The 24,254-nt window shown below is 73.3% G+C and carries 24 protein-coding genes; 15 read left to right on the forward strand and 9 right to left on the reverse strand.

Going from position 1 to position 24,254, the window contains the following annotated elements; translation table 11 throughout:
- The first annotated feature begins 121 nt into the window (after positions 1 to 121).
- A complete protein-coding gene (locus CFK41_RS04295) occupies positions 122 to 1,399 on the forward strand; it encodes an acetoin utilization protein AcuC (RefSeq protein WP_096798556.1) in 1,278 nt (425 codons plus the stop codon).
- Here CFK41_RS04295 and CFK41_RS04300 read toward each other — a convergent pair.
- Positions 1,387 to 1,647, reverse strand: a complete 261-nt coding sequence (locus tag CFK41_RS04300; protein ID WP_151904673.1) for a hypothetical protein — start codon at positions 1,645 to 1,647, stop codon at positions 1,387 to 1,389. The genes CFK41_RS04295 and CFK41_RS04300 overlap by 13 nt on opposite strands.
- A 135-nt stretch (positions 1,648 to 1,782) precedes the next feature.
- On the opposite strand from CFK41_RS04300, the gene CFK41_RS04305 reads away from it, so the two are divergent.
- The 3 genes from CFK41_RS04305 (at position 1,783) to CFK41_RS04315 (ending at position 5,472) form a co-directional block, all read left to right on the forward strand.
- Positions 1,783 to 3,537 carry a dynamin family protein gene (locus tag CFK41_RS04305; RefSeq protein WP_096798558.1) on the forward strand — a complete coding sequence of 585 codons (1,755 nt, stop codon included), beginning with the start codon at positions 1,783 to 1,785 and terminating at the stop codon, positions 3,535 to 3,537.
- On the forward strand, positions 3,534 to 5,234 hold the full coding sequence (locus tag CFK41_RS04310) for a dynamin family protein (protein WP_096798559.1): 1,701 nt from the start codon (positions 3,534 to 3,536) through the stop codon (positions 5,232 to 5,234). The genes CFK41_RS04305 and CFK41_RS04310 overlap by 4 nt, the downstream gene beginning before the upstream one ends.
- 139 nt (positions 5,235 to 5,373) lie before the next feature.
- Positions 5,374 to 5,472 carry a 30S ribosomal protein bS22 gene (locus CFK41_RS04315; protein ID WP_074712200.1) on the forward strand — a complete coding sequence of 33 codons (99 nt, stop codon included), beginning with the start codon at positions 5,374 to 5,376 and terminating at the stop codon, positions 5,470 to 5,472.
- Between the two features lie 65 nt (positions 5,473 to 5,537).
- Here CFK41_RS04315 and CFK41_RS04320 read toward each other — a convergent pair whose 3' ends face one another.
- Together CFK41_RS04320 and CFK41_RS04325 are read right to left on the reverse strand one after the other, a co-directional pair.
- On the reverse strand, positions 5,538 to 5,843 hold the full coding sequence (locus tag CFK41_RS04320) for a glutaredoxin family protein (protein ID WP_096798560.1): 306 nt from the start codon (positions 5,841 to 5,843) through the stop codon (positions 5,538 to 5,540).
- Positions 5,844 to 5,969: 126 nt separating this feature from the next.
- A complete protein-coding gene (locus CFK41_RS04325; RefSeq protein WP_096798561.1) occupies positions 5,970 to 6,500 on the reverse strand; it encodes a YceI family protein in 531 nt (176 codons plus the stop codon).
- A gap of 123 nt (positions 6,501 to 6,623) precedes the next feature.
- Here CFK41_RS04325 and CFK41_RS04330 point away from each other — a divergent pair, with 123 nt between their 5' ends.
- The 6 genes from CFK41_RS04330 (at position 6,624) to ccsB (ending at position 12,148) form a co-directional block, all read left to right on the forward strand.
- The gene (locus CFK41_RS04330; RefSeq protein WP_096798562.1) at positions 6,624 to 7,181 is read left to right on the forward strand and encodes a MarR family winged helix-turn-helix transcriptional regulator; all 558 of its coding nucleotides are present in this window, start codon (positions 6,624 to 6,626) and stop codon (positions 7,179 to 7,181) included.
- 75 nt (positions 7,182 to 7,256) lie between these two features.
- Positions 7,257 to 7,904 carry a histidine phosphatase family protein gene (locus CFK41_RS04335; RefSeq protein ID WP_096798563.1) on the forward strand — a complete coding sequence of 216 codons (648 nt, stop codon included), beginning with the start codon at positions 7,257 to 7,259 and terminating at the stop codon, positions 7,902 to 7,904.
- Entirely contained in the window at positions 7,901 to 8,485 is a 585-nt protein-coding gene (locus CFK41_RS04340; RefSeq protein WP_096798564.1) for a TlpA family protein disulfide reductase, read from the forward strand. Before CFK41_RS04335 ends, CFK41_RS04340 begins: the two co-directional genes overlap by 4 nt.
- Positions 8,482 to 9,276: a cytochrome c biogenesis CcdA family protein gene (locus tag CFK41_RS04345; RefSeq protein WP_096798565.1), complete on the forward strand. Its 795-nt coding sequence runs from the start codon at positions 8,482 to 8,484 to the stop codon at positions 9,274 to 9,276. Before CFK41_RS04340 ends, CFK41_RS04345 begins: the two co-directional genes overlap by 4 nt.
- The gene (gene resB, locus CFK41_RS04350) at positions 9,276 to 11,057 is read left to right on the forward strand and encodes a cytochrome c biogenesis protein ResB (protein WP_096798566.1); all 1,782 of its coding nucleotides are present in this window, start codon (positions 9,276 to 9,278) and stop codon (positions 11,055 to 11,057) included. Before CFK41_RS04345 ends, resB begins: the two co-directional genes overlap by 1 nt.
- Complete coding sequence (gene ccsB / locus CFK41_RS04355) at positions 11,054 to 12,148, forward strand: c-type cytochrome biogenesis protein CcsB (protein ID WP_096798567.1); 1,095 nt, start codon at positions 11,054 to 11,056, stop codon at positions 12,146 to 12,148. The genes resB and ccsB overlap by 4 nt, the downstream gene beginning before the upstream one ends.
- A 141-nt stretch (positions 12,149 to 12,289) precedes the next feature.
- Here ccsB and CFK41_RS04360 read toward each other — a convergent pair whose 3' ends face one another.
- Positions 12,290 to 12,616, reverse strand: coding sequence for a PLD nuclease N-terminal domain-containing protein (locus CFK41_RS04360; RefSeq protein WP_096798568.1), 327 nt, complete (start codon positions 12,614 to 12,616; stop codon positions 12,290 to 12,292).
- 118 nt (positions 12,617 to 12,734) lie between these two features.
- Between CFK41_RS04360 and CFK41_RS04365 the strand changes: the two genes are divergently transcribed.
- Complete coding sequence (locus CFK41_RS04365) at positions 12,735 to 13,229, forward strand: DUF4229 domain-containing protein (protein ID WP_096798569.1); 495 nt, start codon at positions 12,735 to 12,737, stop codon at positions 13,227 to 13,229.
- A 12-nt stretch (positions 13,230 to 13,241) separates the two neighbouring features.
- Here CFK41_RS04365 and CFK41_RS04370 read toward each other — a convergent pair whose 3' ends face one another.
- The 4 genes from CFK41_RS04370 to CFK41_RS04385 form a co-directional block, all read right to left on the reverse strand.
- Positions 13,242 to 14,138, reverse strand: a complete 897-nt coding sequence (locus CFK41_RS04370) for a 1,4-dihydroxy-2-naphthoate polyprenyltransferase (protein WP_096798570.1) — start codon at positions 14,136 to 14,138, stop codon at positions 13,242 to 13,244.
- A gap of 101 nt (positions 14,139 to 14,239) precedes the next feature.
- On the reverse strand, positions 14,240 to 15,559 hold the full coding sequence (locus CFK41_RS04375) for an AMP-binding protein (protein WP_096798571.1): 1,320 nt from the start codon (positions 15,557 to 15,559) through the stop codon (positions 14,240 to 14,242).
- A 1-nt stretch (position 15,560) separates the two neighbouring features.
- Positions 15,561 to 16,556 (reverse strand): 1,4-dihydroxy-2-naphthoyl-CoA synthase, encoded by a 996-nt coding sequence (locus tag CFK41_RS04380; RefSeq protein ID WP_096798572.1) that lies wholly within the window; start codon positions 16,554 to 16,556, stop codon positions 15,561 to 15,563.
- Positions 16,553 to 17,116 (reverse strand): GNAT family N-acetyltransferase, encoded by a 564-nt coding sequence (locus tag CFK41_RS04385; protein ID WP_227873204.1) that lies wholly within the window; start codon positions 17,114 to 17,116, stop codon positions 16,553 to 16,555. Before CFK41_RS04385 ends, CFK41_RS04380 begins: the two co-directional genes overlap by 4 nt.
- A 125-nt stretch (positions 17,117 to 17,241) precedes the next feature.
- Between CFK41_RS04385 and CFK41_RS04390 the strand changes: the two genes are divergently transcribed.
- From CFK41_RS04390 to CFK41_RS04405, 4 genes are all read left to right on the forward strand, one after another.
- On the forward strand, positions 17,242 to 18,285 hold the full coding sequence (locus CFK41_RS04390) for a hypothetical protein (RefSeq protein WP_096798573.1): 1,044 nt from the start codon (positions 17,242 to 17,244) through the stop codon (positions 18,283 to 18,285).
- A 52-nt stretch (positions 18,286 to 18,337) separates the two neighbouring features.
- A complete protein-coding gene (locus CFK41_RS04395) occupies positions 18,338 to 19,315 on the forward strand; it encodes an o-succinylbenzoate synthase (RefSeq protein ID WP_096798574.1) in 978 nt (325 codons plus the stop codon).
- 256 nt (positions 19,316 to 19,571) lie between these two features.
- Positions 19,572 to 21,284: a 2-succinyl-5-enolpyruvyl-6-hydroxy-3-cyclohexene-1-carboxylic-acid synthase gene (menD, locus tag CFK41_RS04400; RefSeq protein WP_096798575.1), complete on the forward strand. Its 1,713-nt coding sequence runs from the start codon at positions 19,572 to 19,574 to the stop codon at positions 21,282 to 21,284.
- Between the two features lie 23 nt (positions 21,285 to 21,307).
- Positions 21,308 to 22,852: a S1C family serine protease gene (locus tag CFK41_RS04405; protein ID WP_096798576.1), complete on the forward strand. Its 1,545-nt coding sequence runs from the start codon at positions 21,308 to 21,310 to the stop codon at positions 22,850 to 22,852.
- A gap of 11 nt (positions 22,853 to 22,863) precedes the next feature.
- On the opposite strand, the gene CFK41_RS04410 is transcribed toward CFK41_RS04405, so the two are convergent.
- Positions 22,864 to 24,162: an isochorismate synthase gene (locus CFK41_RS04410; RefSeq protein WP_151904674.1), complete on the reverse strand. Its 1,299-nt coding sequence runs from the start codon at positions 24,160 to 24,162 to the stop codon at positions 22,864 to 22,866.
- Positions 24,163 to 24,254: the final 92 nt, after the last annotated feature.

Genomic DNA, 24,254 nt, shown 5'->3' on the forward strand with positions numbered 1-24,254 from the left:
GACCGGTGATCGCGGTCCGCGGCAGTCTACGACCGTTCCGCGGCCCGTCCTGCTGCTGTGCACGGACACGCGGGCGGACGCCGTCGGACGTGCTCGGTGCTCCCTGAGTACGCTTCGGACCATGTCCGATGCCGCACTGCCCTCGCGATCCGCCGCTCCTGCCGACGGCGCCGCCCCGTCGATCCGCACCGGGATCGTCTGGGACGACGCGCTGTGCGAGTACGACTTCGGCCCCTTCCACCCCATGGCCCCGATCCGACTCACCCTCACCCGGGAGCTCGCCCGCGGCGCCGGTGTGCTGGACCGGCCGGGGGTCGAGATCCTGCCGGCGCCGGTCGCGAGCGACGAACAGCTCCGGCAGGTGCACGACCCCGAGTACATCGAGGCGGTCAAGCGGGCCTCCCGGCCGATGGAGGAGATGACCGCGGAGGAGCTCGACGACCTGATCCGCTTCGGCCTCGGCGGCGACGACGTCCCGCCCTTCCGCGGGATGCACACCGCCTCCGCCCGGATCCTCGGCGGCTCCCTCGCGGCGGTCGACGCGATCTGCTCGGGCCAGGTGACGCGGGCCGTGAACTTCGCCGGCGGGCTGCACCATGCCAAGCCCTCGTCGGCCTCCGGGTTCTGCGTCTACAACGACGCCGCCGCCGCGATCCGCCGCGCCCTCGACCAGGGAGAGGAGCGGGTGATGTACGTCGACGTCGACGTCCACCACGGCGACGGCGTGGAGAGGATCCTGTGGGACGAGCCGCGCGCCATCACCCTCTCGCTCCACGAGACGGGGGAGCGGCTGTTCCCCGGCACGGGCTTCGTCCAGGACTCCGGCGGCCCCGGTGCACAGGGCTCCGCGATCAACGTCCCCCTGCCCTCGCGCACCACGGCCGACGAGTGGGTGCGGGCGATCCGCGCCGTCGTCCCCGCGCTGGTCCGGGCGGTGCGACCCACCCTGCTGGTCACCCAGCACGGCGCCGACACCCACCAGCTCGATCCGCTGGCCGACCTCACGGTCACCCTCGAGGCGCAGCGCGAGGTGATGCTCCTGATGCGGGAGCTGGCCGACGAGGTCTGCGACGGGCGCTGGCTCGCCCTCGGCGGCGGCGGCTATGCCGTGATCGATGTGGTGCCCCGCTCCTGGGGGCACCTCCTCGCGATCGCCACCGGTGAGGCGATCGACGCGGCGGCGCCGCTGCCGGAGGGGTTCGTCGCGGCGGCGGAGACGGCCCGCGCGGAGCACGGCCTCTCCCCGGAGCCGGGGATCCGCACCTACGGCGACGGACGCCCGCTCGCGGTGCGGGACTGGGCGGGCGGCTACGACCCCGAGGACCCTCTGGACCGATCGGTCCAGGCCGCCCGCCGCGGGATCTTCCCCGACTGGGGGCTGGACCCCTACCTGGACTGAGGCGGGAGCGCCGGTGCACGCGAGCCGGCTCGTGCGAGCACCAGAGCGATCGCCGTGCAGAGCATGCACAGCAGCGGGAACGGGTCCCCGTAGCCGAAGAGGTACGGCGAGAACCAGGGCTCCAGGGAGACGAAGGATCGGTCGGTGTCCGGGGGCGGTATCCATCGCACCTGCCAGGTGGGCAGCGACGTGACGACCAGGGCGCCGAGCAGCAGCACCACGGAGACCACCCTGCGCATCGTCGCCACGTCGGAACGGTACCGGGCTGGTCCACGCAGGGGGGTCCGCTGCGCGCGAAAGCGCCCCTGCGGGACCCCCGCCTGCGACAATGACGCCGAAGCCCCGTCCTCCGGGGCCGATCGTCTGACCCATCGGGAGCTGACATGACGAACCGGACCACGCAGGTCCTCGACGCCTTCGCCGAGCATCTGCGCGCCCTCGAGCTGCCCCTGCCCGTGGAGGGCGCGGAGCAGGCGCGCGCGGAGTCCGCCGCAGCGCTGTCGCAGCTCAGCGACCATGTGGTGCCGCGGCTCGACTCGCTGGACGCCCCGCTGCTGGTGGTGATCGGCGGCTCCACCGGCGCCGGCAAGTCCACCCTGGTCAACGCCCTGGTGGGCCGCCCCGTGAGCCGCTCCGGCGCTATCCGCCCCACCACACGGCGTCCCGTGCTGCTGCACCATCCCCTCGACGAGCCCTGGTTCACGGGGAGCCGCATCCTGCCGGGCCTGGCCCGGGTCCGTGCGGGGCAGCGGCGCGATCCCGAGGCACCCGGCAGCCGGGACACGACCGGGGACGTGGATCCCGCGACCTCCCTCGAGCTGCACGCCGAGGACCGCATCCCGCAGGGCCTCGCCCTGCTGGACGCCCCGGACATCGACTCGGTCGCGATCGGGAACCGGGAGCTGGCCCGTCAGCTGCTGCGCGCGGCGGACCTGTGGCTGTTCGTCACCACCGCCAACCGCTATGCGGACGCAGTGCCGTGGGAGGTGCTGCGCACGGCCGCCGAGCGGGACGTGACCGTGGACGTGGTGATGAACCGGATCCCCGATCGCGAGGGCGTCTCCGAGGAGCTCGCCGAGGACCTCCGCGGCATGCTCGAGCGCCAGGGCGTCGAGGTGAACCGCCTGTTCCTGGTCCCCGAGACGGACATCGACGAGGAGGGGATGCTCCCGCCCGCCGCCATCGCCGAGCTGCAGGAGCACTTCACCCGCCTCGCGGCCGACGGGGACGGGCGCGGCAAGATCGCGCGGCGCACCCTCGCCGGGGCGGTCGACGGGCTCTCCGGCTCCGCCGCGCGGATCGCCGAGCACGCCACCGTGCAGGACGCCGAGCGCGAGCGGCTGCGCGAGCAGGCGGTCTCCTCCTTCTCCGGGGCCCGTGAACGGATCGACGACGCGCTCGGCGACGGATCGCTGCTGCGCGGCGAGGTGCTCGCCCGCTGGCAGGACGTGGTGGGGACCGGAGAGTTCTTCCGCGGTCTGGAGAGCTTCGTGACCCGGGCCCGCGACCGCATCGGCCAGGCGGTCAGCGGCAGGCCCGCCCCGGCGGTCGCCGCCGAGCAGGCGCTGGGCACCGGCCTGGTGCACGTGGTCATCGACGAGACCGCCCGCGGTGCGGAGCGGGCGGACGCCGCCTGGCGCTCCACCCCCGCCGGGCGTCACCTCGCCGAGGGCCAGGACCTCTCCCGCCTCCCCGACGGCTACTCGGAGGAGGTCTCCGCCGCGATCCGCGCCTGGCAGGGCGACGTCCTCGAGCTGGTCCGCGCGGAGGGCGCCGACCGTCGCACGAAGGCGCGGCTGCTCTCGCTGGGCGTCAACGCCGTCGGCGTCGCCCTGATGGTGGTGGTGTTCGCCTCCACCGCCTTCGTCCCCACCGGCCTCGAGGTCGGAGCCGGCGCCGCGACCGCGGTGGTCGGTCAGAAGCTGCTGGAGACGATCTTCGGCGACGAGGCGGTGCGCCGCATGGCCGCCGTCGCCCGCGAGCGCCTCACCGCCCGGCTCGACGCCCTGGTCGCCGATCGCTCGCACCTCTTCCTCGATCGTCTCGACGCCCTCGGCGAGGAGGGCTCCGCCGCCCAGCTGGACGAGGACGCCCAGGCGCTCGCCCAGCTCGCCCACGACATCCGGGAGGACGCATGACGCCCCTGCTGAGCCGCGCCCCGAAGGGCCCGGCCCCGCTGGCCGAGCGGATCGACGCGCTCGAGCACGCGACCTCGCTGCTCGAGGGCGTCGTCCCCGAGCGGGTCCTCGAGGAGTCCCAGGGGGTCCTCGAACGCATCGACAGCCGCCGCGCGCTCTCGGCCGAGCACACCGTGATCGGTCTCTTCGGAGCCACCGGATCGGGCAAGTCCACCCTGATCAACGCCCTGGTCGGCACAGAGATCAGCCGAGCGGCGGTGCGTCGCCCCACCACCTCCGCACCGGTCGCGGCAGTGGTGGGCGATCGCGGCAGCGACGCCCTGCTGGACTGGCTCGAGGTCGAGGAGCGCCATCAGCTCGACGGCACGGACACCGCGCTCGTCGAGGCAGCCCGCACACCGCCGTCCGGTCGCCGGGCACGGCGGGAGGCGGAGCGCACCGGCACGGGCGTCCCCGGCATGGTGCTGCTGGACCTGCCCGATCTCGACTCGGTCGAGCGCGCCAACCGCGACATCGCCGAGCGGATGACGGGCCTGGTCGACGTCATCGTGTGGGTGACGGATCCGCAGAAGTACGCCGACGCCGTCATCCACCAGGAGTTCGTGCGTCCCTTCGCCGGGCACGACGCGGTCACCGTGCTCGTGCTCAACCAGATCGACCGGGTGCGGCCGGCGGAGCGCGAGCCCGTGCTCGCCTCCCTGCGCTCCCTCGCCCTCGCCGACGGGCTCGAGAGCGCGCCCGTGCTCGCGACCTCCGCGAGCACCGGCGACGGGGTCGGGGAGCTGCGCCAGCACCTCGTCACGATCGCCCGCGGCCGCGAGGCCATCGCCTCCCGCCATCGCGCCGACGTGCGCGGGGCCGCCGAGTCCCTGCAGGAGGCGGCGGACCCGACGGGCATGGCCGAGGCTCCCGCCCCGCATGACGTCGACGTCCTGGTCGAGGATCTCTCCACGGCCGCCCGGGTCGAGCCGGTCTCCCGCGCCGTCGGCGCCTCGTATCGCTTCCGGGCCGCCGGGAAGGTGGGCTGGCCGCCGCTGCGCTGGGCCCGCCGCCTGCGCCCTGATCCGCTCAGCAGGCTCGGCATCGGTCGGGGGAGCGACGGCGAGGGGCTCGAGCGCACCTCGCTGCCGGAGGCCGATCCCGCCGCCCGTGCACGCGCCTCCGGCGGGGTGCGCCGATTCGCCGATGCCGCCTCCGCCGGCGGCAGCGATCCCTGGCGCGCGGCGGTGCGCGATGCCGCCCGCTCCGAGGAGGACTCGCTGCCCGATGCGCTGGACCAGGCGGTCGCCGGGGCCGATCTGCACGCCAGGAGCACCTCGTGGTGGTGGCCGGTGCTCGATGTCCTGCAGTGGCTCGCCGTGCTCACCTGGGTGGTGGGCCTCGGCTGGCTCGGGCTGAACGCGCTGCTCGCCTTCCTGGGCGTGCCTCCGCCGCCGATGCCGATGGTCGAGGACCTGTGGATCCCGATCCCGCTGCCCACGGTGATGATGGTGGTGGGGATCGCCGCCGGGATCCTGATCGGTGTGGCCGGCGGGGCGATCGCCGCCCTCGTGGGCCTCTGGCATCGGCGCCGGGCCCGTCGGGTGCTGACCGCCCGTGTGCGGGCCGTGGCGGACGAGCGCGTCGTCGCCGCCGTCGCCGCCGAGCTGTCCCTCGCGCGCGATGCTGCGAGAGATCTCGCACTCGCTCGTGGGTGAGGGCTCGGGAGGGCAGTGTAGAATGGCTGGTCGACCGTGGCGTCGGGCCCGCACGAGTACCGTGCAGTCTCCGCGGGCCGCGCATACTTGATCCGCTGCACCATCCCGCAGGCGAGAGCCTGCAGAACAGAGGCAACCTATGGGTTCTGTCGTCAAGAAGCGACGCAAGCGCATGTCCAAGAAGAAGCACCGCAAGCAGCTTCGCAAGACGCGTCACCAGCGTCGCAACAAGAAGTGATCGCTGCGTGATGCACATCGGCCCCCGCCGCAAGGCGGGGGCCGATGCATGTCTCGGAGGTCTGCTCAGGCGCGGCCGGTCAGGCGGCGCCACCAGGGCCGGCGCGAGAGCGCGGCACGCAGCTGCGGCCCGTCCACGCGGTACTTCGCGTGCACCGCGCCGTCCACGATGATCACGGGCACGTCGTAGTCCCAGTCGGCCTGCAGGGCCGGGTCCTCGTCGATGTCCCGCACCTCCACGGTGGAGCCGACGCGATCGGCCTCGGCCCGCACCAGGGGCAGGGCCTCGTCGCACAGATGGCAGCCCTCGCGCGTGAGGTAGAGGACGCGGGCGTCCGGGTCACGGGGGGAGGGGATGCGCGGTGCGGTCATGGGTCGAACCCTATCGGGAGGTCAGGGCGAGTTCGGGACGAGGACGGGCCGCCCGCATGCTGCGGACGGCCCGTCGGATGCTCCTCGCATCGGTGCCCAGGGCGCAGTGCGCCGCGGGCGCCAGGTTCAGGCGGCGGTCGGCGCCGTGAACTCGGCCTCGATCGAGATCTTGACCTCGTCGGCGACCAGCACGCCGCCGGCCTCGAGGGCGGCGTTCCAGGTCAGGCCGAACTCCTTGCGGGAGATCTTGGTCTCGCCGGTGAAGCCCGCACGGTAGATGCCGAAGGGATCGGTGGCCGCGCCCTCGTAGGTGAAGTCCAGGGTGACGGGCTTGGTGATGTCGCGGATGGTGAGGTCGCCGGTGAGGGTGTCGCCCTCGACCTTGGTGGAGACGAAGCGGATCTCCGGGAAGGTCTCCGCGTCGAAGAAGTCGCCGCTGCGCAGGTGGTTGTCGCGATCGGAGTTCGAGGTGCTGATCGACTCGGTCTTCAGAGTGGCGGCGAAGGAGAGGTTCTCGCCGCCCTCGCCGACCTCGAGGGCGCCCTCGACGTCGGTGAACTGGCCGCGGGCCTTGGAGATGCCGGCGTGACGCACGGTGAAGCTCGCGGAGGTGTGCGAGGCGTCGAGGGTCCAGGTGCCGGGGGTGAGGTCGTTCATCGGTGTCTCCTTGAGAAGATCGGGGTGCCGGTCGGCCGAAGCGGCCACCGAACTCTTGCTTGAAATGTAAACTAAACTGCGGGATGATGACAAGCATCGGACCCCAGGAAAGAGGAAAGCGTGATGGACGCCACAACGTCAAGTGAGCCCGCCGACGGAGGCGAGGTGTCGACCCCCGAGGATCTCTGGCTGACCAGCAGGGAGCAGGAGGCCTGGCGCACCTACCTGTATGCCACCACCCTGCTCACGGACCGCTTCGGGGAGGCTCTGCAGTCCGATCCCGAGATCGATCTGACCCTCGGCGAGTACGAGATCCTGGTGCGCCTGTCCGAGGCGGAGGACAAGTTCCTGCGCATGTCGGAGCTCGCGGACAAGGTGGTCCACTCCCGCTCCCGCCTGACCCACACGGTCAGCCGCATGGAGAAGCGCGGGCTGGTGGAGCGGGTGCGCTGCAGCGAGGACGGCCGCGGCCGCCAGGCGCAGCTCACCGAGGCGGGGGAGGAGATGCTGGTGCGCGCCGCCCCCGTCCACGTGCGCTCGGTGCGCACGCTGCTGCTGGACGTCATCGGGCACGACGACCTGCTCGAGCTGGGCCGGATCCTGGGCAAGACCGTCGACGCGGATGCGCCCATCGCCATCGGGTGTCCGGCTCCTCACCCGGGCGCCTCCGCTCCCCGCTGATCCCGAGGTTCGGTTGGTACCGTGAGGCCGCTCGGGCCCGAGCCCGCAGCGCGTGAGCGAAAGAAGGATCTGTCCATGACCACCACCACGGTCCACCTCGTCCGCCACGGCGAGGTGCACAACCCCGAGCGCATCCTGTACGGACGCCTCCCGGGGTATCGGCTCAGCGATCGTGGTGAGCAGATGGCGGCGCTGGTGGGCGAGCATCTCGCCGACGCCGACATCGCCCTGGTCCGCTCCTCCCCGCTGCTGCGCGCCCAGCAGACGGCCGCTCCGATCGCCGGCCCGCACGGGCTCGAGATCACCTCCGACCAGCGGCTGATCGAATCGGGAAATCACTTCGAGGGCCACCGCATGGGGCACGGCGAGGCGCGTCTGGGCGACCCGCGCAACTGGCGCTGGTTCGCGAACCCCTTCCGCCCCTCCTGGGGTGAGCCCTACCGCGACCAGGTCGCGCGGGTGGTCTCCGCGGTCCACGACGCGCGTGCCGCGGCCGAGGGCCGTGAGGCCGTGCTCGTGCTGCACCAGCTGCCCATCTGGCTGACCAGGCGGAGCGCCGAGGGCAGGCCGCTGTTCCACGACCCCCGCCGCCGCCAGTGCGGTCTGTGCTCGGTCACCAGTCTGCGGTTCGTCGGCCCGCATCTGGCCGGTGTCGACTACGCCGAGCCGGCCGCGTCCCTCTACGCCGGGGCGGTCGATGCCACCGGAGGGAAGCTGACATGAGCGCCCACACCACGCGCCGCGGACTGCTGGGCGCCGCCGGCGCGATGACCGGCGCCCTGCTGCTGGCCGCCTGCGGCACCGACGCGAGCGACCGCTACAGCTCCGGCGACTCCGGCTACGTCTCGGGAGACGGCGTGGCGACCGAAATCGCCCCCACCGACCGCGCCGAGCCGCTCGACATCCAGGGCACCACCTTCGAGGACGACGAGTTCTCCTCGGCCGATCACCTCGGCGAGGTGCTCATGCTCAACATCTGGTACGCCTCCTGCCCGCCCTGCCGCAAGGAGGCGCCGGAGCTGCAGAAGATCCACGAGGACTACGAGGAGCTCGTCGTCATCGGCGTCAACGTGCGTGACTCCAGCGGTCCCGCGCGCGCCTTCGAGGAGACCTACGGGATCACCTACCCCTCGATGCCCGACCTCGACGCCGAGATCATGTACTCCCTGCGCGGTCTCGTCGCCCCCAACGCCGTGCCCTCCACGCTCGTCATCGATCGCGAGGGGCGGGTGGCCGCGAGGATCTCGGGCGCCGCCGATCCCTCGACGCTGCGCTCGATGATCGACGCGGTGATCGCCGAATGACCCCGGGCGAGGTCGGCTCCGCGTTCCAGGCCGCGGCCCTCTCCGGCTCGATGCTCCCCGCGCTCGCCGTGGCCGCCGCCGCCGGGCTGGTCGCCTTCCTCTCGCCCTGCGTCCTCCCCGTGGTCCCCGGCTACCTGGGGTACGTCTCCGGGCTGGCCGGCCAGGGCGCCGCCGCCGGACCCGCTCCCGCCCGCACGCGACCCGCGACCGGCCGCATGCTCGCCGGCAGCGCGCTGTTCGTCGCCGGGTTCGCGGTCGTGTTCATGATCCTCGGCGGCTTCGCCGGGATGCTGGGCTACCTGCTCCAGGAGCATGCGGTGTGGATCAACCGGGTCGCCGGAGCGGTGGTGATCCTCATGGGCCTGGTGTTCATGGGCGTGTTCCCGCGCCTGACGGCCACCCGCCCGATCTCCTCGAAGCGTCCCGACGCGGGCCTGCTCGGCGCCCCGCTGATGGGACTGATCTTCGGACTGAGCTGGACCCCCTGCATCGGCCCCACCTACGCCGCGATCATCGCGCTCTCGCTGGACGGCGGGGACGGCGGGGCGCTGCGCGGGGGGATCCTCTCGCTCGCGTACTCGCTGGGCCTGGGCATCCCCTTCGTGCTGTTCGCGCTCCTGTTCGAGCGCGCGCTGGGGCTGAGCAAGAAGCTCTCCTCGCACCGCCGCACCATCGGCCTGCTCTCCGGAGCGCTGCTGATCGCGATCGGCGTGCTGCTGATGACCGGTGTGTGGACGGCATGGATGAGCGGGCTGCAGGGCCTGATCGCGACCTTCGAGCCGGTGGTGTGATGAGCAAGGACCGTACGAACGACCCGACGAGCCCGAGCAGCCCCGGGAGCGCCCCTGCGGGCGGCAGCTCGGCGGAGAGCAGCTGGAGCAGCAAGCCCGAGGTGGACGGGAGGCGGCAGGTGGGCGCCCCGGCGCTGAACCTCCGCGGCACCCTGCTGTTCCTGTGGCGGCAGCTCACCAGCATGCAGACCGCCCTGATCCTGCTCATGCTGCTGGCGATCGCGGCCGTCCCCGGATCGCTGTACCCGCAGCGCAGCGTGAACCCCGCGCTCACCGAGCAGTTCCTCGCGGAGAACGGCCGATGGGGCAAGCTCCTGGACACGCTGGGGTTCTTCGAGGTGTTCTCCTCGCCCTGGTTCTCCGCGATCTACCTGCTGCTGTTCATCTCGCTGATCGGCTGCATCGTGCCGCGCCTCGGCGTGCACCTCAAGCAGCTGCGGGCCCGGCCGCCGCGCACCCCCTCCCGTCTCACCCGCTTCACCGGGTACACCCGGATCGAGCTCGCGGCGGCGCGCGAGGGCGGCTCCGGCGCCCAGCAGATCGACGCCCAGCAGATCGACGACGAGCAGATCATCGAGCGGGCACGCCGCTCCCTGCGCCGCTCCCGCTACCGCACCGAGGTCCGCGAGGAGGCCGGCGGGCAGTCCGTGAGCGCCGAGCGCGGCCTGCTGCGCGAGACCGGGAACCTCGCCTTCCACATCGCGCTCGTGGGCGTGCTGATCTGCATCGCGGGCGGTCAGCTGACCAGCTACCGCGGTCAGATCACCGTCATCGAGGGCGACGGCTTCGCGAACTCGCTGACCCAGTACGACTCCTTCGAGTCCGGCGCCTGGTTCGACGAGACCTCGATGCCGGACTTCCGCTTCACCCTCGAGGACTTCCGCGCCACCTACGTGAAGCCGGGAGAGTCCGGCACCGTCGGCGAGCCCCGTTCCTTCGAGGCCGATGTGCAGGTGAACACCCCGGGCGAGGACCAGGTCGACAAGACCATCCAGGTCAACAAGCCGCTGCACGTCCAGGGCGCGTCGATGTACCTGCTGGGCAACGGCTACGCCCCCGAGGTGACCGTGAAGGACCCCGAGGGCAAGGTCGTCGCCGAGGGCCCCGTGATCACGGTGCCGATGGGGGACACCGGCTACACCTCGCAGCTGGTCATCAAGGCGCCCGATGCCCGCCCGAAGCAGACCGCCGTGGTCGGCTTCTTCCTGCCCACCGGGACGATCGACGAGAAGGGGCCGCACTCGCTGTACCCCGACGCGGTCGATCCGCAGCTCGCCCTCACCGTCCACCAGGGCGACCTGGGCCTGGACTCCGGCATCCCGCAGAACGCCTACGAGGTCGACCTCACCAGCCTCACCCCGGTCACGGGCGAGGACGGCAATCCGGTGCTGATCCGCCTCTACCCGGGCCAGGAGTACAAGCTCCCGGACGGCACCTCGGTCAGCTTCGACGGACTGCGGCGCTACGCGGCCTTCGACGTCGCCCACAACCCGTTCGAGCACTGGATCCTCCTCAGCGCCCTGGTGGCCGTCGGCGGGCTCGTCCTGTCGCTCTTCGTGCCGCGCCGACGGGTGTGGGTGCGGGTGCGCACCACGGCAGACGGCACCGTGCTCGAGGTCGCCGGGCTCGCCCGCAGCGACGACCCGGCGCTCGAGGACGACGTCCGCGCGCTGGCCTCTTCGCTCGCCGAGGCGCAGGATGGGACCCCGAGCGCGTATGAGACAGACCCTGAACGGCCCGCACGGAACGCGGACCACTCCTCTGAAGGAAGTGCACAGTGATCAATGAGCAGCTGGCGCAGATCTCGAACCTCGCCCTCGTGGTGACGATCGTCCTCTACGTGCTCGCCCTGATCGGCTTCGGCGCCGATCTGGCCTCCTCCACGCAGCGTCGCAGCGACGCGCGCCTGGCGGACCGTGATCGGGAGGAGCAGGAGGAGGCTCGCACCCTCCAGCCCGTCGCGGTCGGTGCGGCCGACGACGGCTCGGGCGTGACGGCCGACGCCGGGGGCGCGCGCCCCGCTGCGGCGGGCGCCGACGCCGAGGGCCCGAACGGGCAGGGCGCTCCGTCGCAGGGGACCATGAGCGCGCAGCGCTTCGCCTTCGTCCTCTCCGGGGCGGCGACCGTGCTGCACGTCCTGGGCGTGCTCACCCGCGCCCTGGCGACCCAGCGGGTGCCGTGGGCGAACATGTACGAGTTCGCGACCACCAGCACCGCCGTGGTGATGCTCGCCTTCCTGGTCTTCAGCATCCGCCGCACGGAGCTGCGGGCGCTGGGGACCTTCGTGGTGGGCCCGGTCCTGCTGGTGCTGCTGCTCGCGCAGACCTTCTGGATCGTTCCCGCCGCGGAGCTCACCCCGAGCCTGCAGAACTCGCACTGGATCTACATCCACATCGGCGTCGCCATCATCGCCACCGCCCTGTCGATCCTCGGCGCCGTGGTGGCCGCTATGCAGCTGCTGCAGGCCCGCCACGAGCGCGCCCTGGTGGAGCGGACCGCCGACGGGGAGCAGAGCCCCGAGCACTGGGGGCGTCTCGGCCACGTGCTGGACCGCCTGCCGAGCTCCACCGTGCTGGAGGCGCTGAGCTTCCGCATCCACTCGGTGGCGTTCGTGTGCTGGACCTTCACCCTGATCTTCGGGGCGATCTGGGCCCGCGAAGCCTGGGGCCGCTTCTGGGGCTGGGATCCCAAGGAGGTGTGGACCTTCATCATCTGGGTGATCTACGCGGCCTACCTGCACGCCCGCGCCACCGGTGGCTTCCGCGGCAGCCGTGCCGCCGGATTCGCCCTGGCCGGCTTCGTGGCCGTGGTCTTCAACTACACGATCGTCAACACGGTGATCAACGGCCTGCACTCCTACTCGGGTCTCTGAGCCCGTCACAGGGCTGCTGAGAGAGCCCGTCGCCTGACCCTCGGGTCCGGCGGCGGGCTCTCTCGTGTGAGGAGGACAGCGAGTCCTGCATCCGGTGCGGCGCGCCGGTGCGGCGTGCGCGGCGTCGGCCGACGCGCCGGGTCAGGAGCCCTCGCCGCCGTCTCCCGGGTCCTCGCGGCGCTCCCGGCGCTCGCGGCGGATGTCCTCGTCGAGGCGGCGCAGGAAGTCGGGATCCTCGTCGGGCGCCATCGGGCCGGTGCGGCGCGGGCGTCCGTCTCCGCCCCGGCGGGTGCGCTCCTTGCCGACGAACAGCCAGGTGATCGGACCCACCCAGGGGATCAGCACGATGAGCACGATCCATGCCCACTTGGGCAGGCCGCGGATCTTGTCGTCCTCGGTCTGCACGCAGTCGGCGAGAGCGAAGACCGTCAGGGCGATGGAGAGTACTGCGAGGATGCCGCGGGCCATGACCGCAGTGTAGGCAACGCACCTGATCGGACGGTGGGTGAGGCGGTCACGAGCGAGGGGATGTGGCGTGCGCGGCGGTGTGGAGGGTCCTCGCGGACGGGAGAACTAGGCTGACCCCATGCGTCACTTCCTGCTCTACGCCGTCCTGCGACTGGGATTGTGGGCCCTGATCTGGTGGCTGCTCACCCTCATGCACGTCGGGGTGATGCTCGCCGGTGTCCTGGCGGCTCTGATCGCGATGCTGCTGTCGATCCTGTTCCTGGACAGGTTCCGCAGCGCCGCCGCGCTCCGCTGGAAGGCCGCCGACGAGCGCCGTGCCGAGCGCCGCGGTCCTGTCCACGACGAGGACGCGGACTACGAGGACTCGGTGCTGGACGCGGCCGAGGACCCGGACTCCGAGGACCCGGACTCCGAGGACTCGGACAGCGACCCCGAGATCGATCCCGAGACCGACGATGCGGCCGACGACCACGCCTTCGCGCCCGCTGACGGCTCGACCGATGCCGGCGCGGGAGATGCCGAGGGCCAGGACCCGTCGGGTCCGGCGGCCCTGCCGGAGCTCGGCCGGCTCGACGAGGGCGGGCACGACTCCCGCGGTGAGCTCAGGGGCTGATCCGCAGGGCCCTCAGAGTGCGAGGCCGAGGAGCAGGAGCACGGAGTAGACCAGCTCCAGGCGACCGGTCGCTCCGAGCACCGGGATCAGGGCGCGGCCCGCGGCACCGCCCAGCACGGTCCGCACCGGACCGATCGCGAGCGGAAGCGCCAGCACCACGAGCACCACCGGCCACTGCACCACCGCCACGGGGATCATCAGCACGAAAGGCACCAGCAACGTGGCCGCGTAGAGGCTCCGCGTACCGCGCTCGCCGAGCCGCACCGCGAGGGTCCGCTTGCCGGACAGGGCATCGGTGGGGATGTCGCGCAGGTTGTTCGTGAGCATCAGGGCGACGGCCAGCAGGCCGATCGCGACCGAGGCGAGCAGCGCCACCCAGGTGGGTGCGCCGGTGATGGCGTAGGCGGTGCCGTTGACGGCGACCAGTCCGAAGAACACGAAGACGAACAGCTCGCCGAGGCCGAGGTAGCCGTAGGGCTTCTTCCCCCCGGTGTAGAACCAGGCCGCGGCGATCGCGGCGGCGCCCACCAGGAGCGTCCACCAGATCTGGGCCACGATGATCAGCACGAGTCCGAACAGCCCGCCGAGGGCGAGCGCACCGATGGCAGCCCGCTTGACGGTGGCGGGACGGGCCGCCCCGGAGCCGGTGAGCCGGAAGGGCCCCACCCGGTCGTCGTCCGTGCCGCGGATGCCGTCGGAGTAGTCGTTGGCGTAGTTCACGCCGATCTGCAGGGAGAAGGAGACCGCGAGGGCCAGCAGGGCGCGGGGGACCACCAGACCCGCGTCGACCTCGCCGTGCAGGCTCTCGAGCTGCCAGATCGCGGCGCCGGTGCCGGCGGCGACGGGCGCGAGAGCGGCCGGCAGGGTGCGGGGACGGGCGCCCTGCACCCATTGCGACAGGGTGGCCATCGTGCTCCTCGAGGATCAGGCGGGTGATACCGGGCCGCCCCAGGGCGGCCTCCTCGAGGATACGTCGCGGTCAGAGCGGGGAACTGCTTCCCTGCACCGGATCACATCCCGCCGTCGGCCGCATCCTGCCCCTCGGCGGCGAGGCGGCGGGCGGCGGCGCGGTCCACCTTCCCGATCCCCAGCAGCGGCAGCTCGGCCACGACGTGGACGTGCTTGGGGATCATGTGGCCGGGCACCTCGGAGGTGCGCAGGGCCGAGCGCACCAGGGCCGTCGCCTCGGCGGGGTCGATCCCGGGCTCGAGGGTCACCAGAGCCTCGACGCGGCGCCCCCATTCGGGATCCTCGACGCCGACGACCACGCTCGCGCGCACCAGGCCGCGCAGCATCAGCGAGCGGTCGATCGCGCGCTCCACGTCCTGCGGCAGCACCTTGCGGCCGCCGGTGACGATGACGTCGTCCGCCCGTCCCAGCACGGTCAGGGCTCCGTCATCGGCGAGCTCGGCGAGGTCGGAGGTGAGGAAGCGGCGCGACGGGCCGGGGGTGAACAGCTCCGTGCTGGAGCCGCCGTCGGCCGTGAGATAGCCGAGCGCGAGGGTGGGGGAGGCGATGCGCAGCCGGCCGGCGCCCGCCGCGTCCGGAGCCTCCAGGTCGAGCGCCACGCCGGGCAGGGGCCGACGGTCGTAGACACAGCCGCCCGCGGTCTCCGAGGAGCCGTAGGTGGTGCGCACCGCGATCCTCTGCCCGCGCGCCCGGGCGAGCACGTCGGGGCTGGTCGCGGCGCCGCCCACGAGCACCGCGGCGAAGCGTCTCAGGAGCCCGCGGGCCCGGGCGTCGGCCCCGGTCGACCCGGTGACGATGCGGGTCAGCTGGGTGGGCACCAGAGAGGTGAGGGCGGGCAGCCCGGCCCGGGCGGCCTGCTCGAGAGCGGGCTCGGCCAGCTCCGCGAAGGCGGCCGCGTCGAAGTGGCCGCGCAGGTCCGGCAGCGGATCCGTCAGCGCAGGGGCGGCCAGCCCCAGCACCTGGGCCGTGCGGTGGGCACGGGCGATCACCTGCACGCCGGCGATGTGGGTGGGAGGCAGCAGCGGCAGCCAGAACCCGTGGCCGCCGGACTCCGGTGCCGTGCCGTCGGCCGCGAAGAGCCGGGCGGTCGCGTCCTGGGAGGCGAGCAGCGCCTCCCGGCTCAGCGCCACGGCCTTGGCCGTGCCGGTCGAGCCGGAGGTCGGGACCACGAGCGCGGCGTCCTCGAACCGGGCCGGGAGCTGCGCGGGCGGGTCGAAGGGCCCCAGCCACAGCCGGGCCCGTCCTGCCAGCATCTCCCCGACCGCCGCGGCGTGGGCGGCGAGCGAGGCGGCGGAGGCGTCGAAGGCGGGCGGGACCAGCCAGGGCAGGTCCGTGCTCGCCGCGCGGTGGGTCGGCGCCATCTCAGCCCTGCGGGTGCGGGAAGGACGACCAGTCGGGCTCGCGCTTCTCCAGGAAGGCGTCGCGGCCCTCGGCGGCCTCGTCGGTCATGTACGCCAGGCGCGTCGCCTCCCCGGCGAAGACCTGCTGGCCCATCAGCCCGTCGTCGGCGAGGTTGAAGGCGAACTTCAGCATCCGGATCGCCTGCGGGGACTTCCGTGCGATGGTCGCCGCCATCTCGAGCGCGACGTCCTCGATCTCCTCGTGGTCCACCACCCGGTTCACGGCGCCCCAGTCGTAGGCGTCCTGGGCGGAGTACTCCTCGGCGAGGAAGAAGATCTCCCGAGCCCGCTTCTGTCCCACCTGCTTGGCGAGGTAGGCGGAGCCGTAACCGCCGTCGAAGGAGCCCACGTTCGCGTCGGTCTGCATGAAGCGGGCGTGCTGGCGCGAGGCGATCGAGAGGTCGCTGACCACGTGCAGGGAGTGTCCGCCACCCGCGGCCCAGCCGTTGACCAGGGAGATCACGACCTTGCCCATCGTGCGCATGAGGCGCTGCACCTCGAGGATGTGCAGGCGTCCGGAGGATCCGGTGCGCACCTGCGCGGTCTCGCCGTACTCCTGCTCCGCCGCGTACTCGTAGCCCGCTCGGCCGCGGATCCGCTGGTCGCCGCCGGAGCAGAAGGAGTGCCCGCCGTCCTTGGGGGAGGGGCCGTTGCCGGTGAGCAGGATGACGCCCACGCCGGTGTCGAGCCGGGCGTGGTCCAGCGCCCGGTACAGCTCGTCGACGGTGTGCGGGCGGAAGGCGTTGCGCACCTCGGGCCGGTCGAAGGCGATCCGCACGGTGGGAAGGTCCCGCGCGGTCTGCCCGCCCTCGGAGGACTCGGTCCGCTCCACCGCACGGTGGTAGGTGATGTCGGTGAGGTCGGGCCCGCCGTGCTCCTGCGCGGGCACCTCCCGCCAGCGGCTCGGATCGAAGGTGTCGGAGACCCGACGGGGCGGCGAAGAGGGCGGGGTCGTCATGGTCCCCAGGGTAGTCCGGCGGTGTCGGGGACCGGATCCGTCCGGAGCCGGCCGTAGGTGAGCACGTCCACGCGCTCGTCGTCGATCAGGAACTTCCCCCGCTCGGTGCCCTCGTGCACGAAGCCCGCCGCCCGGGCCACCGCACCCGAGGCGAGATTGTTCGCCCGATGCCCGAGCTCGAGCCGTTCCAGGCCCCAGCCGCCGTCGGCCACCGGTCGGAGCGCGCGCTCTGCGACCGCGGCCGCCGCCCGAGCCCCGAGGCCCAGGCCGCGATGCTCCGCATGCAGCCAGTAGAAGAACCATCCGGAGCGGTTCTTCGGATCGACCGTGATCGCCACCAGGCCGACGAGGTGATCCGAGCCGTCCGCGATCGCGGTCGCCCGACGGTCCGCGGCGAGCAGCCAGGCCACCTGCTCCTCCGCCTCGGCGGGAGTGGTCACGGTGCCCTGGCGCGCCATGTCGGCGGCGGAGCGGTGGGCGGCGAGGATCGCCGGCGCATCGGCCGCGCGCACCGGGCGCAGGTGGTGGTCGGGGGCGGCGGATGGGGTCGAGGAGATCACGCCCCATTCTCACCGGTCGGCCGGTGCAGGATTCCGTCGATGCCGTCCGGCGGCACGTCCGAGGCTTCATGGGATGGACATCTCCGGGCCGTCCGGGCTCCGTCGCGGCACGGCACCCTGTGGGCATGACCGCTCCTCTCTCCCGCCGTGCCCTGCTCGCCGCCACCGCGATCTCCTCCGCGATGCTCCTGCCGTCCGCGGCGATCGCCGCACCCCATCGGGGCAGGGCCCCTCGATTCCGCGTCGCGATCGCCACCAATGAGCCCTGGGGCACCTACCACGTCAGGCCCCTGCTGGACGAGGTCGCATCCCGCGGCGGCACTATCCGCCAGGTGGTGCCCGACCTCGAGGGCATCGGCGCCGACGAGATCGTCCCGGTCAGCACCCTCGAGCAGCTCGACCCGTCGGGCCTCGACCTCCTGGTGGTCAGCGGTGCCACCGACTGGCCCGGACAGGTGGCGCGGGCGCTCCCCGACCTGCCGGTGATCGCCTCGAGCCTCGCGTACATGATGGCCGTCGAGGGCCCGCACGCCGCGGCTCTCCGCCCACGGCTGGTGAGGAGCACCGCGAGCTCCGAGGCCGAGGCCGAGACCTTCGCGGCGCACCTCGGGATCTCGGCTCCCGAGCTCCGCGTGGTGGGCATCCCCGAGCTCGACGACCTGCCGCAGCGCGCCCCGGAGCCGGGCACGGTGCTGGCGGTGACGTCGGTGACCCGCTCCGACACGACCGGCGGATCGGCACCGGGGACCGAGCTGCTGCTCGCCACCGCGCATGCCCTGGCGGACCAGGGGAGGAGGGTGCTGGTCGGGCTGCACCCGCGGGAGGACCGCTCGCTGTGGAGCGACTTCGAGATCGCGGAGGAGGGCACGCTCGCGGCGTCCGCACGCGCAGAGGCCGCCGTGGGCATCCCCGGATCCGTGTTCCCGAAAATCGCGGCCGTGGGCACACCGCTGGTGGGCATCCTGGGGGAGGGGCTCGAGGTCCCGGAGCACCTGCTCGACATCTGTGCGACCGCGTCCTCGCTCGAGGAGTCGCTGAGCGCCGTGGAGAGCGCCGAACCCGTGGACGGCCGGACTCTGCGCCGGGTGATCGGCCCGGTCGGGCGTGCCGGGGAGACGTACGCCCAGATCCTGTTCGCCGCCTCACAGTCGGTCCGCCGGGGCCGTTGACCGGGGCGCCTGCGAGGTCACACCGGACGGGCCGTCTGATTACGCTGGCCGCATGCTGATCCCCTCCACCCTGCGCGACCTCGGCATCGACGACGCCCGGGCCTGGTCGATCCCCATGACCACCCGGTTCCGTCGGATCACCGAGCGCGACGGCCTGCTGCTGCACGGACCGGCCGGCTGGTCCGAGTTCTCCCCCTTCTGGGACTACGAGGCGACGGAGTCGGCGGCCTGGCTGCGCGCCGCGCTCGCCGACGCCACCGACGAACGCCCCGCCCCGCTGCGCCGGGAGGTCGAGGTCAACGTCACCATCCCCGTGGTGGCGCCCGTCCTCGCCCACCGGCTCGCGAGGGTCGGCGGGGCACGGACCGCCAAGATCAAGGTCGCCGATCCGGGATCCTCCCTCGAGGAGGACGCCGCGCGGCTCGAGGCGGTCCGCGACGCGATGGGCCCGGAGGCCCGGCTCCGCATCGACGCCAACGCCGCCTGGTCGCGCGACGAGGCGCTCGCGGCGCTGCCGGTGCTGGACCGTGCGGCCGGCGGCCTCGAGTACGCCGAGCAGCCCTGCGCCGAGCTCGAGGACCTCGCGGCCGTGCGCCGAGCCCTCGACATCCCGATCGCCGCCGACGAGTCGGTGCGTCGGGCCGAGGATCCGCTGCGGGTCGCGCGGGCCGAGGCCGCCGACATCCTGGTGATGAAGGTGCAGCCCCTCGGAGGGGTGCAGCGCTGCCTGGACCTCGCCGAGCAGACGGGCCTGCCGGTGGTCGTCTCCTCCGCGCTCGAGAGCAGCGTGGGCCTGGGGGCGGGGCTCGCGCTCGCCGCCGCGCTGCCCGATCTGCCCCACGCCTGCGGGCTCGGCACCGCGAGCCTGCTCACCGGCGACCTCGTCGAGCAGCCCCTGCACACCCGCGGCGGCCTGCTGCCCGTCGAACGGCGCGAACCCGCACCCGATCTGCTGGAGCGCCACGCCGCCTCCGACGAGCTCGCCGCCCGCTGGCAGGACCGCCTCGCCGCCTGCGCCGCACAGCTCTGAGGGACCCCTCCTCACGGCACCGCGCCGGCCGGAGTCACGGACGTGGGGGATCAGCGCACTCATTCCCCCGTGTTCGTGACACTCGCGGGGTCGAGCGCCCAGCGCCCTCTGCACCGCGCCGGTCGGAGTGACGAACGTGGGGGATCAGCGCACTCATTCCCCCGTGCTCGTGACATCGGTGGGTGGTGGGCGGTGTCGGGCGGGGACGCCGTCTCGTCTCGGGCCCGGGCTCAGCGGGCGTGACTATCCTGGCCGGGTGCATGAGTCAGCGGCCCCGTCACCCTCCCCGGCATGGATCGACGCGCCGAGCCCCTCCGGCTCCGGGGCGGTCGACCAGTCGATCGCCCTGTGGAGCGCCCTGGCCTCGCTCGGGGTGAGGGACGCCGTGCTCGCGCCGGGCTCGCGCTCCGCGCCGCTGGTCTACGCGCTGGCCGCCGCCGAGGTGGGGGAGCGGATCCGCGCCCACGTGCGCATCGACGAGCGGGCCGCGGCGTTCACCGCGCTGGGCATCGGCCGCCACGGTCCGAGTCACCCGGCTGCGGTGGTCACCACCTCCGGCACCGCGACCGCGCATCTGCACGCGGCGGTGATGGAGGCCCACCACTCGCGGATCCCGCTGCTGGTGATCACCGCGGACCGCCCCGCCGAGCTGCGGGAGGTGGGGGCGAACCAGACCACCCGCCAGGCCGGCATGTTCCGCTCCCTGGCCCGCCTCGCGGTGGACCTCCCCGCCCCCACGGCGGAGCGCGCCACCCCGGTCGAGCTGCGCACCGCCGTCTCCACCGCGGCCAGGGCCTTCGCCGTCGCCGTCGCGGAGCATCCCGGGCCGGTCCACCTGAACCTCTCCTTCCGGGATCCGCTGGTGCCGCGACCGGCGCCGGATCTCTCGGACGGACCCGGGCACACCCCGCCGGAGCGGATCGTGCTGACCCGCCGCGAGCGCCCCGCACCGCCGGCCGCGCACCCGGTCCCGGTCGACGCACGCACCGTGGTGGTCGCCGGGGACGGCGCCGGGCCGGCGGCCGCCGAGCTCGCCGCCCGTCACGGACTGCCGCTGCTGGCCGAGCCCAGCTCCGGTGCCCGCCACGGGCAGAGCCTGGTCCCGGGATACCCCGCGCTGCTGCGTGAGGTGATGTCCGATCCGGAGCATCCGCTGCGTCCCCGTCGGGTGATCGTGCTCGGTCACCCCACCCTCTCCCGCCCGGTGGTCGGTGCCCTGCTCGGAGCCGAGGATGTCGAGGTGGTCGTGGTCGACCCCCAGCTCGACTGGGCCGACGTGGCCCGTCGCGCGAGCGTCGTGGTCCCCGTCGCCGACGGGCAGGAGCAGGAGAGCCCCGACAGGGCGGACCGCGAGCAGCGCCTCGAGCAGTGGCGGGCGGGCGCCGCCGCCGCGACCGCCGCGCTGCCGACCACCTGGCAGCAGCGCGCCGCGCTCGACGTCTGGGAGGTCTCGGGTCCTTCCGACGTGCTCGTGCTCGGCTCCTCGAGCCTGGTGCGCGACCTCGAGCAGCACGCCGGCCCCACCGAGGCACGGGTCATCGCGAACCGCGGCCTCGCCGGGATCGACGGCACCACCGCGATGGCAGGCGGTCTCTCCCTGGCGCGCGGCGCACGGACGGAGGGCGGCCGGGTGCGGCTGCTGGTGGGCGACCTGACCGCGCTGCATGACCTGACCGGACTGCTGATCGGGCCGGAGGAGGAGCGCCCGGAGCTGGACGTGATCGTCGTCGACGACGGCGGCGGTCGGATCTTCTCCGGTCTGGAGCACGCGGCCGCGCCGCCCGCCCTCCTGCGGCGCTTCTTCACCACCCCGCACGGGGCGGACATCGCAGCGGCCGCCCGTGCTCTCGGCGCGACGGCCCAGCAGCTGGCCCCGGACGAGCTGCCCGAGGCCCTCGCGGCGCCCGGTCAGGGTCTGCGGGTCCTGGTCGTCCAGCAGACACCCAGCACTGTCTCGACGAATTCTTGACCAGCGATGCTGATATGACTCCCATGAACGACGAGAACGCTCCGCATCGGTTCCCCCAGGACGCCGCCGGCAGGTTCGACGGCGGCAGGTCGCACGAGGATCTCCCGCACGACGGCACGATCCCCCAGAGCGCGGCCGACGGCGGCCCGCCCACCGGCACCCCGGCAGGACCCGACGCGGCGCAGCCGGCGGCGTTCCCCGTCCAGGACGCCCCGACCGATCGGCTGGAACCGATGGGAGCCCCTGCGGGCACCGGCTGGTCCGCGGACCCGCCCCCCTCCACCTCCTCGGCTCCTGCCTGGAACGGAGCACCGACCGCGTACCCGACCGCTCATCCGGCCGGTCCCGGCGGCCCGTCGGGCGTCGGGTCCCCGTCTCCGTTCGGACCGGACCTCGCGACAGCCTCGGCGACGCCTGCGGGACCCGCCGTCCCGGCGCCGCAGCGCCGCGGCCCCGGCTGGGGTGGGGTCGGCGCCCTGGTGGTCCTGGGGATGGTGCTCTCCAGCGGAGCGACCTTCGGCGGGGTGATGGCCTACGACCACTTCCTGGAGCCCGACCCGGTGGCGGCCTCCCAGCCCGCCTCCGACGGAGGCACCGACGCCCGGCCGGCGTCGGTCTCCACCGGGGAGACCCCGGACTGGTCCGCGGTCGCCGGCAAGGTCTCCTCGAGCGCCGTCGCGATCCAGGTGAGCACCAGCGGCGGCACCAGCCAGGGCACCGGCGTGGTCCTGGACGAGGAGGGCTCGGTCCTCACCAACAACCATGTCGTCGACGGGGCGCAGGCGGTCCAGGTCACCACCACGGAGGGAGCGAGCTACTCCGCGACCGTGGTGGGCACCGATCCCACCACGGACCTCGCCGTGATCCGCCTGGACTCCCCGCCGGACGGCCTGGTGCCCGCGGTCTTCGCGGACTCCTCGAGCGTCGAGGTCGGTCAGCCGGCGATGGCGCTGGGCACCCCGCTCGGCCTCGAGAACACGGTCACCACCGGCATCATCTCCGCGGTCGATCGTCCGGTCACCGCCGGCGGCGAGCAGGGCGAGCAGGGCGGACAGTCCGAGGCGACCTACACCTCGGCCCTCCAGACCGACGCCGCGATCAACCCCGGGAACTCCGGCGGCCCGCTGGTGGACGCCGCCGGCCAGGTGATCGGCATCAACACCGCGATCGCCGGCATCCCCGGCGCCTCCGGACAGGCCGGGAGCATCGGGCTGGGCTTCGCGATCCCGTCCGACACCGCCATGATGATCGCCCGCCAGCTCCAGGAGGACGGCACCGCTGACCACGCCTTCCTCGGCGTGACCACCACGGACGGCACGACGTCCTCCGGGGACGCCACCCACAGCGGCGCCGAGGTGGTCAGCATCGAACCCGGCGGACCCGCCGCAGGGACCTCGCTGCGCGAGGGCGATCTCATCACCGGGGTGGACGACATCCCCGTCGGCGGCGCCGCGGCGCTGACCGGAGTGGTGCGCGGGATGGAGGTCGACTCGACCCATCACCTGGAGGTGGTGCGCGACGGCACCACCCAGACGGTCGAGGTCACCCTCGCCCAGCGGCCCTCCTGAGAGGCTGCGGGTCAGGCGCCGTGCTCGCCGCGCAGGGCCCGCAGCATCGGCCGGCACTTCGCGAGCGCCTCGGCATGCTCGGAGACCGCGTCGGAGGCCGCGACCAGGCCTCCGCCGGCCTGCAGCACCACGGTCCGCTCATCGACCAGATGCGCCATCCGCAGGGCGATCGCCCACTGGCCGTCGCCCGCGGCGTCCATCCATCCCACCGGGGAGGCGTAGCCGCCGCGGTCGTGCGGCTCCAGGCGCGAGATGATCTCGTCGGCCCGCTCCCGGGGAGTGCCCGAGACGGCGGCCGAGGGATGCAGCCGGGAGGCGACGTCGAGGCTGGTGGCGCCGTTGCGCAGCCGGGCCGAGACATCGGAGGCGAGGTGCTCCAGCCCGGGCAGGCGCAGCACGAACGGCTCGGGGGAGACCTCGAGCTCCTCGGCCAGGCCCTCCAGGCGCTCCACCACCGAGTCGACGGCGAAGGCGTGTTCCGAGAGCTCCTTGGAGTCGGAGCGGAAGGCGCGGCGGTCGACCTCGTCGAGCTCGCCGTCGTCGGCCACGGGCCGCGAGCCCGCGAGGACCCGGGAGAAGACCCGGCCGTCCTCGGTCTGCGCGAGCATCTCCGGGCTCGCGCCCACCACGTCCTCCAGGTGGTACACCCAGGTGCTGGGGTAGGCGCGTGCCAGACGGGTCAGCATCACGGCGGGGGAGACCGGCTCCGGCGTGCGCACGGTGGTCCGCTCGGAGAGCACCACCTTCTCGGCGCGCCCCTCGCGGATCTCCGACACCGCGGCTCGCACCAGGGCCTGGTACTCGTCGGGGGTGTGATCCGGCTCCACCTCGAGCGGCTCCTGCGTGGGGACCGGGGTGGGGGAGGAGGGGAACAGATCGCGCCAGGAGGTGGGCGGCGTCGGCTCCTCGTCGACCCCGACGACGGTGAGGAACGACTCCCCGTCGTGCACGCCCAGCAGCGCCCGCGGCACCATCAGGGTCGACGGCCGCTGCGAGGCATCGGCGTAGGAGAAGGAGCCCAGTGCGATCAGTCCGCTGGTGCGCACCCGCACCTCATCGTCCACGCGGGCGCGCGCGGCGAGATCACGGAAGGCGGCCCCGGCCGCCGCGAAGCGAAGCGGACCCACGGCGCTCACCGACCACGCCGTGCCCAGCGCCACCATCCCCTGCCCATGGCGCAGCCAGGCACCGCTGACCTCGGCCGGGACGTGTCCCAGCAGGTCCACGTCCTCCTCGATGCGCAGGGTGCGGACGTGCAGCACCACCGGCGGCACGTCGGTGGCCTCGGAGGGCAGGAAGGTGGCAGACATCCTCGCCATTATGCGACACCGGGCGGGTCCTCCGCCGTGACCCGCGTCCCGATCCCAGATGCGCAGGAGCACCCCGCCGAGGTGCGACCATG

This window comes from Brachybacterium ginsengisoli, assembly GCF_002407065.1.
In the GTDB taxonomy this organism is placed as follows: Bacteria; Actinomycetota; Actinomycetes; order Actinomycetales; family Dermabacteraceae; genus Brachybacterium; species Brachybacterium ginsengisoli.

Bases quoted from the DNA above. Each gene is read 5' to 3' on its own strand.
- CFK41_RS04390 (WP_096798573.1), top strand. From the start codon at position 17,242: ATGACCGCTCCTCTCTCCCGCCGTGCCCTGCTCGCCGCCACCGCGATC.
- CFK41_RS04360 (WP_096798568.1), bottom strand. From the start codon at position 12,616: ATGGCCCGCGGCATCCTCGCAGTACTCTCCATCGCCCTGACGGTCTTC.
- CFK41_RS04320 (WP_096798560.1), bottom strand. From the start codon at position 5,843: ATGACCGCACCGCGCATCCCCTCCCCCCGTGACCCGGACGCCCGCGTC.
- CFK41_RS04340 (WP_096798564.1), top strand. From the start codon at position 7,901: ATGAGCGCCCACACCACGCGCCGCGGACTGCTGGGCGCCGCCGGCGCG.
- CFK41_RS04365 (WP_096798569.1), top strand. From the start codon at position 12,735: ATGCGTCACTTCCTGCTCTACGCCGTCCTGCGACTGGGATTGTGGGCC.
- CFK41_RS04395 (WP_096798574.1), top strand. From the start codon at position 18,338: ATGCTGATCCCCTCCACCCTGCGCGACCTCGGCATCGACGACGCCCGG.
- CFK41_RS04410 (WP_151904674.1), bottom strand. From the start codon at position 24,162: ATGTCTGCCACCTTCCTGCCCTCCGAGGCCACCGACGTGCCGCCGGTG.
- CFK41_RS04310 (WP_096798559.1), top strand. From the start codon at position 3,534: ATGACGCCCCTGCTGAGCCGCGCCCCGAAGGGCCCGGCCCCGCTGGCC.
- CFK41_RS04315 (WP_074712200.1), top strand. From the start codon at position 5,374: ATGGGTTCTGTCGTCAAGAAGCGACGCAAGCGCATGTCCAAGAAGAAG.
- resB (WP_096798566.1), top strand. From the start codon at position 9,276: ATGAGCAAGGACCGTACGAACGACCCGACGAGCCCGAGCAGCCCCGGG.
- CFK41_RS04305 (WP_096798558.1), top strand. From the start codon at position 1,783: ATGACGAACCGGACCACGCAGGTCCTCGACGCCTTCGCCGAGCATCTG.
- CFK41_RS04345 (WP_096798565.1), top strand. From the start codon at position 8,482: ATGACCCCGGGCGAGGTCGGCTCCGCGTTCCAGGCCGCGGCCCTCTCC.
- CFK41_RS04335 (WP_096798563.1), top strand. From the start codon at position 7,257: ATGACCACCACCACGGTCCACCTCGTCCGCCACGGCGAGGTGCACAAC.
- CFK41_RS04405 (WP_096798576.1), top strand. From the start codon at position 21,308: ATGAACGACGAGAACGCTCCGCATCGGTTCCCCCAGGACGCCGCCGGC.
- CFK41_RS04380 (WP_096798572.1), bottom strand. From the start codon at position 16,556: ATGACGACCCCGCCCTCTTCGCCGCCCCGTCGGGTCTCCGACACCTTC.
- CFK41_RS04330 (WP_096798562.1), top strand. From the start codon at position 6,624: ATGGACGCCACAACGTCAAGTGAGCCCGCCGACGGAGGCGAGGTGTCG.
- CFK41_RS04375 (WP_096798571.1), bottom strand. From the start codon at position 15,559: ATGGCGCCGACCCACCGCGCGGCGAGCACGGACCTGCCCTGGCTGGTC.
- CFK41_RS04295 (WP_096798556.1), top strand. From the start codon at position 122: ATGTCCGATGCCGCACTGCCCTCGCGATCCGCCGCTCCTGCCGACGGC.
- CFK41_RS04370 (WP_096798570.1), bottom strand. From the start codon at position 14,138: ATGGCCACCCTGTCGCAATGGGTGCAGGGCGCCCGTCCCCGCACCCTG.
- CFK41_RS04325 (WP_096798561.1), bottom strand. From the start codon at position 6,500: ATGAACGACCTCACCCCCGGCACCTGGACCCTCGACGCCTCGCACACC.